Below are 15,289 nucleotides of genomic sequence, written 5' to 3'. Positions count from 1 at the left end.
AAATATTTTAGTATAAAATGAGTAAACTCATTAATTTATGAAAACTACTTTACACATATTTGTTCTTTTTATTTCTGTATCAATTTTTTCTCAATTTAAGTATGATGTAAATAAAGAGAACCCGTTTGGAAAATACAATCCGAAAGCACCAAAACAAGTAAAAGACTATAAAGATTTAATTGGTAAATGTGATTGTATTTCTGAAAATAAAAAACCTGATGGAACTTGGGCCAAACCTGTAAAAATGACATGGGAGTGGAAGTATATAATGAACGGAACTGCTGTGCAAGATTTAACTTTAAAAGAAGACGGTAATCACTCAGGAAGCATTCGCCAATATAATAAAGACAGTTTAAATTGGTATGTGCATTATTACAGTTCTAAAGCAGCTACACCAAAACTGAGAGCTTGGAAAGGAAACAAAACTAAAGAAGGTAAAATTGTGCTTTATTTAGATCAGAAAGCGCCAAACGGAACCGCTGGTTTCTCTAGATTAACTTTTTATGATATCGATAAAAAAGGTTATAAATGGATAGGTGAGTGGGTAGATAAAACGGAAACAGTAGTGTTCCCGTTTTGGAAAATATCTTGTACTAAACCAAAAAAGTAAAGTATTAGTTTAATTCTCTTCTTTTACAAGCGAGTAATGTGTTTTTTAGTAACATGGCTATAGTCATCGGACCTACGCCACCTGGAACAGGTGTTATAAATGCTGATTTTTCTGATACTTCATTAAAAGCAACATCACCAACTAAACGAAAACCTCGTTTTTTAGAAGAGTCGGCAACACGTGTAATTCCAACATCAATAACAGTAACATTATCTTTAACCATGTTGGCCTTTAAAAATTCAGGAATACCTAAAGCAGCAATAATAATATCAGCTTGTAAAGTAATTTCTTTTAAGTTTTTTGTTCTACTATGTGTTAAAGTAACAGTTGCGTTACCTATTTTTCTTTTCTGAGCCAATAAAATACTCATTGGGCTACCTACAATATGACTACGACCAATAACGACGACATTCTTTCCGCTAGTTTCAACATTATAACGATCTAACAATTCTAAGATTCCAAACGGCGTAGCAGAAATAAACGTAGGTAAGTTTAATGCCATTTTACCAACATTTGTTGGGTGAAATCCGTCTACATCTTTATCCGGATTTATAGCCATTAATACTTTTTGTTCATCAATATGATCGGGTAGTGGTAACTGTACAATAAAACCATCAATATCATTATCGATATTTAAAATGGCAATTTCATTAAGTAATTCTTCTTCGGTTGTTTCTTCAGAAAGTCTAATTAAGGAAGATTCAAAACCTACACGGTCGCATGCTTTTACCTTTGCGTTAACGTAGGTTAAACTAGCGCCATCGTTACCAACAATAATAGCCGCTAAATGAGGTGTTTTTTTATCTTGATTTTTTAAATCTAATACATCAAGAGCAATTTCTTCTTTAATATCTGCAGATGTTTTTTTACCGTCTAGTAAAATCATTGTGTTGTTGTGTTGTAGTGATTGTTAAACTTATGTGTAAAAAAAAAGAGAAGCCACAGCTTCTCTTTTATATTATTTCATTCCTTTCATCATTTGCATCATTTTTTTTCCGCCACCGCCTTGCATCATTTTCATCATTTTGCTCATCTGATTAAATTGCTTCATCAATTGGTTTATTTCTTGAACAGAAGTTCCAGAACCTTTAGCTATTCTTTTCTTACGACTAGCGTCTATCGAAGTAGGTGTACTTCTTTCTAGCGGAGTCATAGATTGTATAATGGCTTCGATACCGGTAAAGGCATCATCTTCTATTTCAACATCTTTTAGGGCTTTTCCTGCACCAGGAATCATACCTACAAGATCTTTCATGCTACCCATTTTTTTGATTTGTTGTATTTGACTTAAAAAGTCATCAAAACCAAATTGATCTTTAGCAATTTTCTTTTGTAATTTTCTAGCTTCATCTTCATCGTATTGTTCTTGAGCTCTTTCTACTAAAGAGATAACATCTCCCATACCCAAAATACGATCTGCCATACGATCTGGATAGAATACATCAATTGCATCCATCTTTTCACCAGTACCAATAAACTTAATTGGTTTGTTTACTACAGATTTTATCGATAAAGCAGCTCCACCACGTGTATCACCATCTAATTTGGTTAATACAACACCGTCGAAGTTTAAAATATCATTAAAGGCTTTTGCTGTATTTACAGCATCTTGCCCTGTCATAGCATCTACAACAAATAATGTTTCTTGCGGATTAACAGCTTTGTGAATGTTAGAAATTTCATTCATCATTTCTTCATCAACAGCTAAACGACCGGCAGTATCAATAATAACTACATTCTTACCGTTTGCTTTTGCATGCTTAATTGCATTTAAAGAAATTTCAACAGGATTTTTATTTTCTACTTCAGCATATACATCAACGCCAATTTGTTCTCCAACAACTTGTAGCTGATTAATAGCGGCAGGACGATAAACATCACAACCTACTAATAAAACTTCTTTAGATTTTTTAGTTTTTAAAAAGTTAGCCAATTTACCAGAAAAGGTAGTTTTACCAGACCCTTGCAAACCAGACATTAAAATTACACTAAGAGAACCGCCTAAGTTAACACCAACAGTATCGCCACCCATTAATTCAGTAAGTTCGTCTTTAACCAACTTAACCATTAATTGACCTGGGTTTAACGTTGTTAATACGTCTTGACCTAAGGCTTTTTGCTGTACCCTTTTAGTAAAATCTTTAGCTATCTTAAAGTTAACATCGGCGTCTAATAAAGCTCTACGAACTTCTTTTAGCGTTTCAGCAACATTAACTTCAGTAATTTTTCCGTGTCCTTTAAGCGTGTGTAACGCTTTATCTAACTTTTCACTTAAATTATTAAACATGTATCGGCTTCATTTTTAGAGGCACAAATATAGTAATTAGACTTTAGATGTTAGACTTTAGATGCTAGATTTTTAGTCTTTTTTAAGAAAAAATAATTGATAAATAAAATTAACGAAATGAGTATTATGATAAAATTTTGTCAATTCGAGTGAGTTTTACGATTAAATGAATAAAACTTGTGTCGAGAATAAAATTTTTAGATTAAAATATTAGCTCTTGATACGGTTTTTTAAGAACGATAAATATTGATTAGATTAATGCTTCTCTTTTAAAATATTGGTGTGATGCTCAGTATGATATCCTGTCCACATAATAATTTCTCTAATAGGCATTTTACCCATTAATGGATGTGGAAGAATTAAAGTGTTTAAATCCTTGTCTTTCCAACGTTTCGTTTTATGTTGTAGTTTTTTGTTTTGTACTTGAAGCGTTGCTAGTAATTGTTTAAATTCAGCTTTGGAAGGAGTTTCGACAGCAATATTAAATTTTTTGGATCTTTCTTGATTTTTAGAAAGTTTCTCTTGATAACGTTTTGCAACTTCATCATAAGAACGAACTTCTCTATTGGCGCTTCCGAATTTATATTTCAATAAAAATTTAGGATAACTCAATGCTTTATTCACTTGTTTTATTGAGGCTACTAAATGAACAATATGCTGCCCTGTAGTCCATTTGTCTTCAGGTCCCTTTTTAAAAGAATCTTCTGGTTGTTTATCTATCCAATTAAATAATTCTTGATGTTTTTCTTCTAATAAAGAAATTATAGCTTTTTTTTCCATTGTAAAATAGGTTTTTTAGGTAAATCTGAAATTTGTTCAGGTAAAGGGATTTGTTTTTTATAAATCGTCTGTAAAATGTTTACGAGATTTTTTTTGCTGAATTTTTCAGCATTGCAATCTTTAAAGTTATCTTTTACTACAAATAAAGATTTTCGGGTTTCTCCAATTTATAATTCAGCTAAAAACACAATTTGACTTATACTGTAAGATGAATTAAATACATAAAAAAAAGAGCTGATTATATCAGCTCTAATGTACTATTTTAAATTGAATTATTTTTTAGGAATAAAATTTAGTGCAGCACCGTTAATACAGTGACGAATACCAGTTGTTTCTCTTGGACCATCTCCAAAAGCATGTCCTAAATGACCACCACATGTATTACATTTTAACTCGGTACGCGCATGGCCTATTTTATAGTCAACATCTAATTCTACATTCTTTTCTATAGCGCTATCAAAAGCAGGCCAGCCAGAACGAGAATCATATTTGTTTTTAGATTTATACAAAGGGGTGTTACAAGCGGCACAAACATATAATCCTTTTTTATAATTATTATTTAATGGACTAGATTTTTGGCGTTCTGTACCAGCTTCTCTAAGAACGTAATATTGTATTGGTGTTAAAATACTTTTCCATTCTTTAGCTGTTTTCGAAACTTTATAAGATTTTTTTTCTTGGGCAATGCCGGAACAATTAACAAGTGTTATTAAAAATAAAGCTATTAGAATTTTTTTCATAATTACTGAATAATAAAATCAACAATATCAGAAGCTACCTTTTTGTTACGAAGTATTTTAGTATGACCCAAACCTTTGGTAATTAAAAGTTTTCCTTCTTTAGTATTTTGACGAATATTTATTGCACTACTTACAGGAACATCGCCATCATTAGAATCATGAACTATTAAAATAGGAATATTTATATTTTTAGCAACAATACTCGATGAGTGAATATCTATATCTGTATTCCATTTTTTATCAAAAATATTTTTCATTTTAGAGGCAACAATCGACTTTACTTTTAAGTTTTTAGTAAAGTTTAAAATAACGTCAGAAATTTTATCAGCAGCACCAACAGTTACTAGCTTATTAATTTTAAAATTATCAGCCACACTGTTGTATAAACACATACCACCAAAAGAATGCCCTACGGCAGCATCAAAAGGTCCAAACTGATTGTCTATTTCGGTAATTGTGTCTAAAAATTCGGGCATCATGGTTGTTTTACCTTCAGAATTACCATGAGCAGGACCATCAAAAGAGATAACCATGTATCCTTTTTCTAAAAGTTTATCAGCAATCATAAACAACTGTGTACTTCTTCCAGCCCAACCGTGCACTAGCAAAACTTTCTTTTTAGAATATCCGTAAGATAAAATTTCTGCTTTTTTAGAAATATTAGGAATGGTTATTGTACTCTTCTGGGCGCTTTTTAGCATTACTTTTTCTCTTTTCGGAATAGTAAATTTTATAGGAGTGCTAAACAACTTTATGCCAAACTTAGCTGTTAAACAGGTTGAGAAAAACTGAGTAGTTTTTGCTACTAATATAATTGGTTTAGGAATAATTAAACTAGGAGGAAATAATATTGAATTTTTAAAATTCATGTAAATAATTTTTAAGATAAAGATAGAATTTGTAAATTTAAGCAAACAAATTGTTTATTACTTTTGTGACACTATTTTTTTTAGTGTGTCTTAACTAAAACAATCAATAATAAATAAAATCAATAATAAATGAAACGAATTGTAGCCTTAGGAATTGTAGCAATATTTTTAATACAATGTAGTACAGTGCCTATTACGGGAAGAAAGCGACTTAACTTTGTGAGTGATGCACAAGTACTACCTGCTAGTTTTGCACAGTATAAAGGATTTTTAGCGGAAAATAAACTATCTAAAGATGTGTCTAAATCTAACGAGATTAAAAAAGTAGGTAAAAATATTTCAGAAGCTGTAGATCGTTTCATGAGAGCAAACGGAATGAAATCTGAAGCAGATTCGTATAAATGGGAATTTAATTTAGTAGAAGATAAAACTGTAAATGCCTGGTGTTTACCAGGAGGTAAAGTTGTTTTTTATACCGGTATTTTACCAATTTGTGCTAACGAAGATGGTATTGCTGCGGTTATGGGCCATGAAGTAGCACATGCTTTTGCAAAGCATGGTCAAGAACGTATGTCTACTGGGCAATTACAACAATTAGGTGGTGCAGCAGTTGCTTTAGGTACTAGAAATAGTAAAAATTCAGCTATCTTTAATACTGCTTATGGTTTAGGAACTCAAGTAGGTGTAATGTTACCTTTTAGTAGAAGTCATGAAACAGAAGCAGATAAATTAGGTTTAGTGTTTATGTTAATGGCAGGTTACAATGGTGCAGAAGCTGCCGAGGTTTGGGTAAGAATGAGCCAACGAACAAAAGGACAAAAAGCTCCAGCAGAATTTATGAGTACGCACCCTTCTAATCAAACACGTATTGAAACACTTAGAGCGTATTTGCCAGAAGCAAAAAAATTAGCAGCAAAATTTAATGCACCTGGAAAATAATAAGAGAGTAAAATATTTTACATTATATTGCAAACCGTTCATTTTATGAACGGTTTTTTTATTATAAGATATTTCATACATGTATAAGAGAGGAGATAAAAAATTAATTAATGCATGGGCATTTTACGATTGGGCTAATTCGGTATATTCATTAGTCATTAGTACTGCTGTTTTTCCGTTATATTATAGTGCTATAACAAAAGGTAAAACAGTTCGTTTTTTAGGAATGGATTGGGAACACCCAGATAGTTTGTATAGTTATGCATTGTCATTTTCTTTTTTAGTGGTGGCGCTTATTTCTCCAATTTTATCAGGAATTGCTGATTACACAGGAAGTAAGAAAAAATTCATGAAGTTTTTCTGTTGGATGGGAGGTTTATCTGTAATCGCATTGTATTTTTTTGATGGCGTAGATACGGTATGGATTGGTATCTGGTTTACCATTTTGGCAAGTATTGGTTTTTGGGCAAGTTGGGTTTTTTATAATGCTTATTTACCCGAAGTAGCTATGCCAGAACAGCAAGATAGAGCAAGTGCAAAAGGTTTTATCTACGGATATATTGGTTCAGTGATTTTATTGATAATAAATTTAGGAATGATTATGTTTCCTGAAACATTAGGAATCACATCAGGTATGGCATCTCGACTCTCTTTTGTGATGGTTGGTATTTGGTGGATTGGTTTTGCTCAAATAACCTTTCGTCGTTTGCCAGGAGATATTTATAATAAACAACCTGATAATGATTATATATGGAAAGGCTATAGAGAGCTTAAAATTGTATTTAAAGAAGTGTTAAATTACCCTACATTAAAACGGTTTTTATTAGCTTTTTTCTTTTTGAGCATTGGTGTGCAAACCATAATTTTAATGGCTGCTATTTTTGGTTCTTCAGAATTGGGCTTAGAATCTACCAATATGATTGCTACTATATTACTGGTACAAGTTGTTGCTATTTTTGGAGCTCTAATTTTTTCTAGATTTTCAGATAAATATGGAAATTTTAAAGCTTTAAAATTAACTATTGGTATATGGATGCTTGTTTGCTTTTTTGCCTTTTCATTAGATAAATCTCAAGAAAATGTAGCACTATATTTTTACGGATTAGGAGGTATGTTAGGTTTGGTACAAGGAGCGATACAGTCGCTAACACGATCTACGTACTCTAAGTTATTACCAGATACAGAAGACCACGCAACCTACTTTAGTTTTTATGATGTAACAGAAAAAATAGCAATTGTTTTAGGAACTTCTGTTTACGGAGCATTATATGCAATTACCGATTCTATGCAATGGTCAGTTTTGTGTTTAGCTATTTTCTTTTTAATATCATTCATTATTTTAAGCACACTAAAGAGAACTAAATACGTAGCTTAATTTTAAAATGGAGTAGGAGAAGTAAATTGTACTTCTTTTTTGCTAATAGGATGCCTAAAACTTAAGTTTTCTGCGTGTAAATATAACCTGTTAGCTTTTGTCCCATATAAATCATCACCTAGAATTGGTATGTTTAAACCTAAAAGATGTGTTGCATGTACTCGTAACTGATGTGTGCGACCTGTAATAGGATAAAAATATACTTTTGTTTTGTTATCTATAACTTCTATAACCTCCCATTTAGTAAGCGCTTTTTTACCGTATTCGTAACAGACTAATTGTTTAGGTCTGTCATCTAAATCAACTCTTAACGGCAAGTTTATTTCACCCTCTTTTTTTTGTAAAATACCATCTAATAAAGCAACATAGCGTTTTTTTATAGTTCTTTTGATGAACTGCGCTTGTAAATTTTTATGAATAATTTCGTTTTTAGCGATCAATAAAATGCCGGAAGTAGACATATCTAAGCGATGAACAATCAATGGGCCGGTAGCATTTGGATATTTCTTTTTAATTCGACTATACACCGAGTCTTTAACTTCTTTTCCTGCTACAGATAATAATTCGTGTGGTTTGTTAATTACAAGTAGATACTCATCTTCAAATATAACCTCAATTTCTTTTTTAGCTTGAAGTCGCGCTATTAGTGGATTCTCATCAACAGTTAATCCTTGCAACATATGATGTAAAATAGGTTTGCATTTACCTGTACATGCCGAATAATAATGTTGGTGTTTTCGAATAGCTGTAGCCGATGGTTTTCCCCACCAAAATTCTGCCATGCAAATAGGAGTGAGGTTGTTTAAAAAAGCGTATTGTAGTAATTTCGGAGCACAACAATCACCAGCGCCTGCAGGAATATTTTGAGACGAATCTTTAAAAATAGTTAGTAAATTCTCCTTTTCATTATTAGCATTTAAGAACTCATATTGTTTAAATATTTTTTGCTGACCAGCAGCTGAAAGTTCTTTTCGTTGTTGCTTTAGTTGCTGTACTTGTAGCAGGAATTCACTGTAATCTTCTTGTAGAGAAGCTATTTGAGTATCTAAATAAACTTCATATTCACGTAAATAAAACTCCTCATTAATATTAAGCTGATTGTCTTGTTTATACAGCTCTTTTCTTAATTTTCTGCGTGCTTTAATTACCTTTTTTTCTTCGTTTAAAAGAGTTTCATTTCTTGATGCCCTTTTTAAATATGTTTTTTTAATTTTTAAATAATCAATATTACTTTCTAACTCAGAAAGTTGAAGATTAATTTGATTGTTGTTCTCTTCTGTTTTTAAGAACACTCCGTTTTTAACTAAAACATCGTATACTGGTGGTACAAATTTTTTATGATGAGTAGTCTCAGCAATTTTACCTGAAAAAGCAGCTAAATAGCCTACTTCTCCATCATTTTTTTTAACGACCAATACTCCAAACATTTTACCCAAAGCATCTTTGGTATTTGGGTTTTTTAATCCAAAATTATGATTAAAATCTGTTTGATTTTCTAAATATTCTTGCAGTTCTTTAGCAGCTATTTTAGCTAAAAAATGTGGTGTGTAGTTATGCGGGTAATCAAAGTTTTTAGGTTGTGATACTTTACTTACTTGAGCAATAAAAGAGATGAATTTATTCATGATAAAAAAAATAAAGTGTTGCTTTCACAACACTTTATAAAGTTAAGACCTATATATTTTATTGTATAAGTCTTTATAAATTTCTTTGATAATTTTACGTTTCATTTTCATGGTAGGAGTAAGGTGACCTCCGTCAATAGACCATTCTTCAGCAGTTAATTCAAATCGCTTAATAGTTTCCCATTTTCCAAATTTAGAGTTACAAAGAGTAACTTCTTCTTGAATACGTTCAATTACTTTTGCGTTATTAATTAAATCAGTATTATTTTCGAAATTAAGATTATGTCTTTTAGCCCATTCTCTTACAAAATCGAAATTTGGTTGAATAAATGCAGCTGGCATTTTTTCTCCTTCACCAATAACCATAACCTGTTCTATGAAACGAGATTGTTTTAATTCACCTTCTAATAATGGCGGAACGACATATTTACCACCTGATGTTTTAAACATTTCTTTAGTACGACCAGTAATTTTTAAAAATCCATCTTTGTCTAGTTCTCCTTTATCACCGGTATAAAAATAACCATCTTTTATAACTTCAGCTGTTTTTTCAGCATCTTTATAATACCCTAACATTACATTAGGCCCTTTCACTAAAATTTCACCAGTTTCAGCAAATTTTAATTCTAAGCCCTCTATTAATTTACCTACAGTCCCAGCTCTAAATCCGCCGTTTCTAACATCATTTACAGAGATAACAGGAGAGGTTTCGGTAAGACCATAACCTTCCATGACAGGCATTCCTGCAGCAGCAAATATTCTTGTTAAACGTGGTTGTAAAGCGGCAGAACCTGAAACCATTAATTTTAACTCACCTCCTAAGGCAGCTTGCCATTTAGAGAAAATTAATTTACGAGCTACACTTAATTGTTTCTCATACCACCATCCGTTAGCTCCGTAAGGTTCATATTTTAAACCTAAATCGATAGCCCAAAAGAACAGTACTTTTTTAATTCCTGTTAAATCAGCTCCTTTGGCATAAATTTTATCATAGATTTTTTCATAAAGTCTAGGAACGGCAGTCATTACATGTGGTTTAATTTCTTGCGCGTTTTCACTTAGTTTATCAATTCCTTCTGCAAAATAAATAGAAACACCACAGTATTGATATAAATACAATATCATGCGTTCAAAAATATGACAGATAGGTAAAAAACTTAATCCGCGTTCTTTTCCATATAATAGAGGAACTCTCTTTTCGCTAGCTAAAACATTAGAAACAATGTTTCCGTGAGAAAGCATAACTCCCTTAGGTCTTCCAGTTGTACCAGAGGTATAAATTAAGGTTGCTAAACTATCAGAAGTAACTGCATTTTTACGTTCTTCAACTTCGTTTTGATTACTTGTATCTTTACCTAATTCTAAAATTTCTTTCCAACTTTTTTCATTGGCAATATCATCAAAAGTAAAAATATCTTTAAGCTTTGTATTTCCTTTAATTTGATTTATTTTATCTAAAACATCTTCATCAGAAACAAAACAATAAGTAGCTTCAGAATGATTTAAAACATATTCGTAATCTTCTTTTGAAATGGTAGGGTATATAGGTACATTTTGTGCACCTGTTTGTAAGATACCTATATCGCAAATATTCCATTCAGTACGGTTATTTGTAGATATTACAGCTATCTTATCATTTGGTTGTATGCCTAAACGCAATAAACCTCTACTAATGGTGTTCGCTTTATCTATATATTCATTGGTAGATATTGATTCCCATTTACCATTGTATTTGGTCGTAAGAGCTTTTTCTAAATTATAGGTTTCTTGTTGATAATAAGGGAAATCAAAAAGACGGGTAATTTTAATCGACATAAAGTTAATGTTTTTGCGCCTTGCAAAATAGGAAAAATACCCCGGTTGCACAAGTTTAAGCTTAGTGTTTGATTTATTGAGAATTATATATTTTATTATGTAAATTTTTGTATTTATCTAAGATAATTTTCCGTCTCATTTTCAATGTAGGAGTTAAATGACCTGCATTAACAGTCCATTCATCCACAGTTATTTCGAAGCGCTTTATTTGTTCCCACTTACCAAATTTCTTATTGCGATAATCTATTTCTTTTTGAATTCGATTAATTAGTTTTTCATCAGTTGAAACATCAATGAGTATATGGTTGTGCCTTTTGGCCCATTCATTTACAAAGTCGAAAGAAACCTGTATTAGAGCAGCAGGCATTTTTTTACTTTCACCAATAACCATTACTTGCTCTATAAAACGAGATTTTTTTATTTCACTTTCTAAAACTGCCGGAGCAATATATTTACCGCCCGAGGTTTTAAAAATTTCTTTTTTTCTATCAGTAATTTTTAGAAAACCTTCATCGTCCATTTCTCCTATATCACCAGTATGTAAATATCCGTTTTTAATAGTTTCATTTGTTTGCACCGCGTTTTTATAATACCCCATCATAATATTAGGGCCTTTAACTAAAATCTCACCATCTGCAGCAATTTTTATACTAACATCTTTAATTGCTTTACCAACAGTACCTATTTTAAAACCTTTATTACGCATATCTGTTACAGAAACAGCGGGTGACGTTTCTGTCATTCCGTAGCCTTCATAAACAGGTATACCTGCGGCAGTAAACGTTTTTATTAAGCGAGGTTGCATTGGTGCACTTCCGGCAAGCATAAAATCTAATTTCCCGCCCAAAGCTTCTTTCCATTTAGAAAAAATAAGTTTTCGGGCTATTTTTAATTGAAATTCATACCACCATCCGTTTTCTTTATAGGGTTTGTATTGCTCTGCTAACTTTAAAGACCAAAAGAACAAACGTTTTTTTAAACCAGATAAATTACTGCCTTTATCAACTATCTTATCAAAAACTTTTTCTAATAATCGAGGTACAACTGCCATAAAGTTAGGTTGTACTTCTTTTAGGTTTTCTCCGATTTTATCGATGCTTTCGGCAAAATAAATTTCAAAACCCATGTATTGGCAATAGTAAGAAGCTGCTCTTTCGAAAATATGGGAAATAGGAAGGTAGCTAATAGCTCTTTTATTATGTTGATGTAAATCTAGTGATTCGGCTACTGCAAAAATATTGCTAACTACATTTTCATGAGAAAGCATAACACCTTTAGGCGTGCCTGTTGTACCTGAAGTGTATATTATTGTTGCTAAATCTGTGGCTTTTACCGAATCTTTTTTTTCGTTAACAAGATGTTGGTTCTCTTCATTTTCTCCTAAAGATAAAAAAGAGGTCCAGCTATAATCTGTAGCGATATCTTCGAAAGTAAAAATTTTTTTAAGCTGTGTTTGATCTTGAACAGCATGTACTTTTTTGTATAAATCATTATCTGAAACAAAGCAAAAAACACTATCTGAATGATTTAAAACATATGCATAGTCCTTTTCAGAAAAAGTTGGGTAAAGCGGTACATTAATAGCGCCTATTTGTAATATACCAATATCTAAAATATGCCATTTTGGTTGATTGGTATTTGTAATAACGGCTATTTTATCTCCAGGCTTTATTCCTAAGTTTAATAAAGCGCTACTAACGGTGTTTGCATTTTTAATATAATCTTTTGTAGATGTATTAATCCAAGTATTCTTTTCTTTTGAAACAAAGCATTTTTCTTGAGGGTATTGGCTAAGTTGATAATAAGGAAAGTCGAAAAGACGTGTTACTTGTATTGGTTTATGCATATAAATTGGTTTGGCATAAATCTATAAAAAATAAGTTAAACAAACCGTTGTGATTTTTATTCAATAACAAAACAATGATTTGTTTAACCTAAATTAGGAGTTTAAATAATTTTTTAAATCCTGATAAGTACTAATTTTAATAGCTTTTTTTTCTTTTTCTAAAACTGATTTAATTTGGTTTGGAATGCTTAGTTTAATATTTAAAGTATTTTCAACTGTTTCTAAAAACTTAACAGGGTGTGCAGTTTCTAAGAATAAACATAGTGTATTAGGGTTTTCTTGCAGGTATTCTTTAGCTCCTAAATAGCCAACCGCTCCATGAGGATCTGAAATATAACCACTGTTTTTATAAATGTTTTTCATTGCTTCACGTGTTTTATCATCAGTAAAAGAGAATGAAGAAAAAACATTTTTTAAAGCATTGATATCATTATTAAATAGCTCTTGAATACGAACAAAGTTACTTGGATTACCAACATCCATAGCATTTGAAATTGTAGCCTTAGATGGTTTCGGATCATATTCACCGTTTACTAAGTAATTAGCAACAGTATCATTTATATTTGTAGCTGCAATAAAGTGTTTGATAGGTAACCCTAATTTTTGAGCCATAATACCTGCACAAATATTTCCCAAATTACCACTTGGCACAGAAAAAGCGAGTTTTTTTTGCTGTTTGTGTACTTGTTTATAAGCAATAAAAAAGTAAAACATTTGTGGTAACCAACGAGCAACGTTAATAGAGTTTGCTGAGGTTAATACGCGACTAATATCAGTATCTAAAAAAGCCGTTTTTACCATTTCTTGGCAATCATCAAAAACACCATTTACTTCTAAAGCGGTTATATTACGGCCTAAAGTAGTTAATTGTTTTTCTTGAACATCACTTACTTTTCCGCTAGGATATAAAATAACAACATCAACACCTTTTACATCTAAAAATCCATCAGCGACAGCGCCACCTGTGTCGCCAGATGTGGCAACTAACACAGTAATTTGGTTTTTATTATTTCTATTAAAATAACCTAAACAACGAGCCATAAAACGAGCACCAACATCTTTAAAAGCCATGGTAGGACCATGGAAAAGTTCTAAAGTACTAACATTCTCTTCTATCGAAATTACTGGGAAATCAAAAGATAAAGTTTCGTTTATAATTTGCTTCAATATTTTAGTAGGAATTTCATCTCCAACAAATTGTTTAATAACTTCATAAGCGATTTCTTCATTGGAATAATCGCTAATGTTATCGATAAATTTTTTAGAAATAGGAGTGATGCTTTCAGGAAAATACAATCCTCTATCTGGAGCTAATCCGTTAACAACAGCTTCTTGAAAGCTAACTTTTGATGATTTATGATTAAGACTATAATAGTTCATATCGTTAGTTTTGTGCTAGAATTTTAATTCCTTCCGTGTTAATTTTTGATGTAATAATTGAAAAGTCAATCGATTTATCTGAATATGATTTTTTCATTGCGTCATATACTTTTTGAGTATTTTCATCTCCTTTGCATAAAGCAAAGATTGTGGGGCCAGAACCTGAAATTCCAGCGCCTAATGCACCTGCTTTTATGGCTTCATTTTTAACCAAATCGAAATGTGGAATTAAATGTTTACGCACAGGTTCTACAATAATATCTGTTAATGAATTTGATATTAAATTATAATCACTAGAATGTAAACCACTAATCAATCCACCAACATTTGCCCATTGTGTAACTGCGTTTTTCAATGATACTTCTTTTGGCAAAACATCGCGAGCATCTTTTGTTTTTACTTCAATTTCTGGATGTAAACAGACCAACCTTAATTCTTCTGGAACAGGAATTTTGATAATATCTAAAGGATTGTAACTTCTAACTAAAACAAATCCACCATAAATACAAGCAGAAACATTATCAGCAATTGGAGCTCCACAAGTTGCTTCTTCACCTAACATAGCAAATTGAGTAAGTTCTAATTGTGTGAAAATATTCCCTAATAATTGATTTACTCCAAAAGCTGCACCAGCAGCACTTGCAGCGCTACTTCCTAATCCGCTACCTGGTTTATAACCTTTATGAATTGTGATAGCTATTCCGAAATTTACTGGATGTTTTTTAAGCATTGCTAACGCAACAATACCAACAGCATTTTTATTAATATCATAAGGCAAATCTGCTCCAGTAATTTTTATAATCTTTACATCAACATCTTTTGTTTTTGTAAAAATCATAGTATCACCTAAGCTTTCAACAGCTAATCCGAGAGAATCAAATCCACAAGAAACATTGGCAACAGTTGCAGGCGCAAATATTTTTATTTCATTCATTTTTTTGGCAATTAAAAACAAGTAGGTATTTGTATAAATAGTCCTTTCTTGATTTGGTTTTTTATAATTTCTATTATTTGAAAATAACT

At 31.5% G+C, this 15,289-nt stretch carries 13 protein-coding genes; 3 read left to right on the top strand and 10 right to left on the bottom strand.

The window, feature by feature from the left end; translation table 11 throughout:
• Window positions 1-37: 37 nt before the first annotated feature.
• Window positions 38-610, top strand: coding sequence for a hypothetical protein (locus AC28QF_RS02035; protein WP_488200020.1), 573 nt, complete (start codon window positions 38-40; stop codon window positions 608-610).
• Window positions 611-614: 4 nt separating this feature from the next.
• Here AC28QF_RS02035 and folD read toward each other — a convergent pair whose 3' ends face one another.
• The 5 genes from folD to AC28QF_RS02010 form a co-directional block, all read right to left on the bottom strand.
• Entirely contained in the window at window positions 615-1,496 is an 882-nt protein-coding gene (gene folD / locus AC28QF_RS02030) for a bifunctional methylenetetrahydrofolate dehydrogenase/methenyltetrahydrofolate cyclohydrolase FolD (RefSeq protein ID WP_488200021.1), read from the bottom strand.
• A 72-nt stretch (window positions 1,497-1,568) separates the two neighbouring features.
• Window positions 1,569-2,897, bottom strand: a complete 1,329-nt coding sequence (ffh, locus tag AC28QF_RS02025; RefSeq protein WP_488200022.1) for a signal recognition particle protein — start codon at window positions 2,895-2,897, stop codon at window positions 1,569-1,571.
• Window positions 2,898-3,152: 255 nt separating this feature from the next.
• A complete protein-coding gene (locus tag AC28QF_RS02020) occupies window positions 3,153-3,677 on the bottom strand; it encodes a DinB family protein (protein ID WP_488200023.1) in 525 nt (174 codons plus the stop codon).
• Between the two features lie 272 nt (window positions 3,678-3,949).
• On the bottom strand, window positions 3,950-4,417 hold the full coding sequence (msrB, locus tag AC28QF_RS02015; RefSeq protein ID WP_488200024.1) for a peptide-methionine (R)-S-oxide reductase MsrB: 468 nt from the start codon (window positions 4,415-4,417) through the stop codon (window positions 3,950-3,952).
• Between the two features lie 2 nt (window positions 4,418-4,419).
• The gene (locus AC28QF_RS02010; RefSeq protein ID WP_488200025.1) at window positions 4,420-5,286 is read right to left on the bottom strand and encodes an alpha/beta hydrolase; all 867 of its coding nucleotides are present in this window, start codon (window positions 5,284-5,286) and stop codon (window positions 4,420-4,422) included.
• 129 nt (window positions 5,287-5,415) lie between these two features.
• Here AC28QF_RS02010 and AC28QF_RS02005 point away from each other — a divergent pair, with 129 nt between their 5' ends.
• Both AC28QF_RS02005 and AC28QF_RS02000 read left to right on the top strand, forming a co-directional pair.
• Window positions 5,416-6,225 (top strand): M48 family metallopeptidase, encoded by an 810-nt coding sequence (locus AC28QF_RS02005; protein ID WP_488200026.1) that lies wholly within the window; start codon window positions 5,416-5,418, stop codon window positions 6,223-6,225.
• 79 nt (window positions 6,226-6,304) lie between these two features.
• Window positions 6,305-7,600, top strand: coding sequence for an MFS transporter (locus AC28QF_RS02000; protein ID WP_488200027.1), 1,296 nt, complete (start codon window positions 6,305-6,307; stop codon window positions 7,598-7,600).
• A 2-nt stretch (window positions 7,601-7,602) separates the two neighbouring features.
• Here AC28QF_RS02000 and AC28QF_RS01995 read toward each other — a convergent pair whose 3' ends face one another.
• The 5 genes from AC28QF_RS01995 to AC28QF_RS01975 all read right to left on the bottom strand — a co-directional run bounded on the left by AC28QF_RS01995 (window position 7,603) and on the right by AC28QF_RS01975 (window position 15,200).
• A complete protein-coding gene (locus tag AC28QF_RS01995) occupies window positions 7,603-9,225 on the bottom strand; it encodes an RluA family pseudouridine synthase (RefSeq protein ID WP_488200028.1) in 1,623 nt (540 codons plus the stop codon).
• Between the two features lie 42 nt (window positions 9,226-9,267).
• Window positions 9,268-11,040 carry an AMP-dependent synthetase/ligase gene (locus AC28QF_RS01990; RefSeq protein ID WP_488200029.1) on the bottom strand — a complete coding sequence of 591 codons (1,773 nt, stop codon included), beginning with the start codon at window positions 11,038-11,040 and terminating at the stop codon, window positions 9,268-9,270.
• Window positions 11,041-11,113: 73 nt separating this feature from the next.
• Window positions 11,114-12,886, bottom strand: coding sequence for an AMP-dependent synthetase/ligase (locus AC28QF_RS01985; protein ID WP_488200030.1), 1,773 nt, complete (start codon window positions 12,884-12,886; stop codon window positions 11,114-11,116).
• A 93-nt stretch (window positions 12,887-12,979) separates the two neighbouring features.
• Entirely contained in the window at window positions 12,980-14,266 is a 1,287-nt protein-coding gene (gene thrC, locus AC28QF_RS01980; protein ID WP_488200031.1) for a threonine synthase, read from the bottom strand.
• Between the two features lie 4 nt (window positions 14,267-14,270).
• A complete protein-coding gene (locus AC28QF_RS01975; protein WP_488200032.1) occupies window positions 14,271-15,200 on the bottom strand; it encodes a homoserine kinase in 930 nt (309 codons plus the stop codon).
• Window positions 15,201-15,289: the final 89 nt, after the last annotated feature.

Source organism: Tenacibaculum sp. M1.3A (assembly GCF_057732375.1).
The sequence above is the reverse complement of the archived record's forward strand: the minus strand, read 5'-3'. Positions and strand labels throughout refer to the sequence as shown.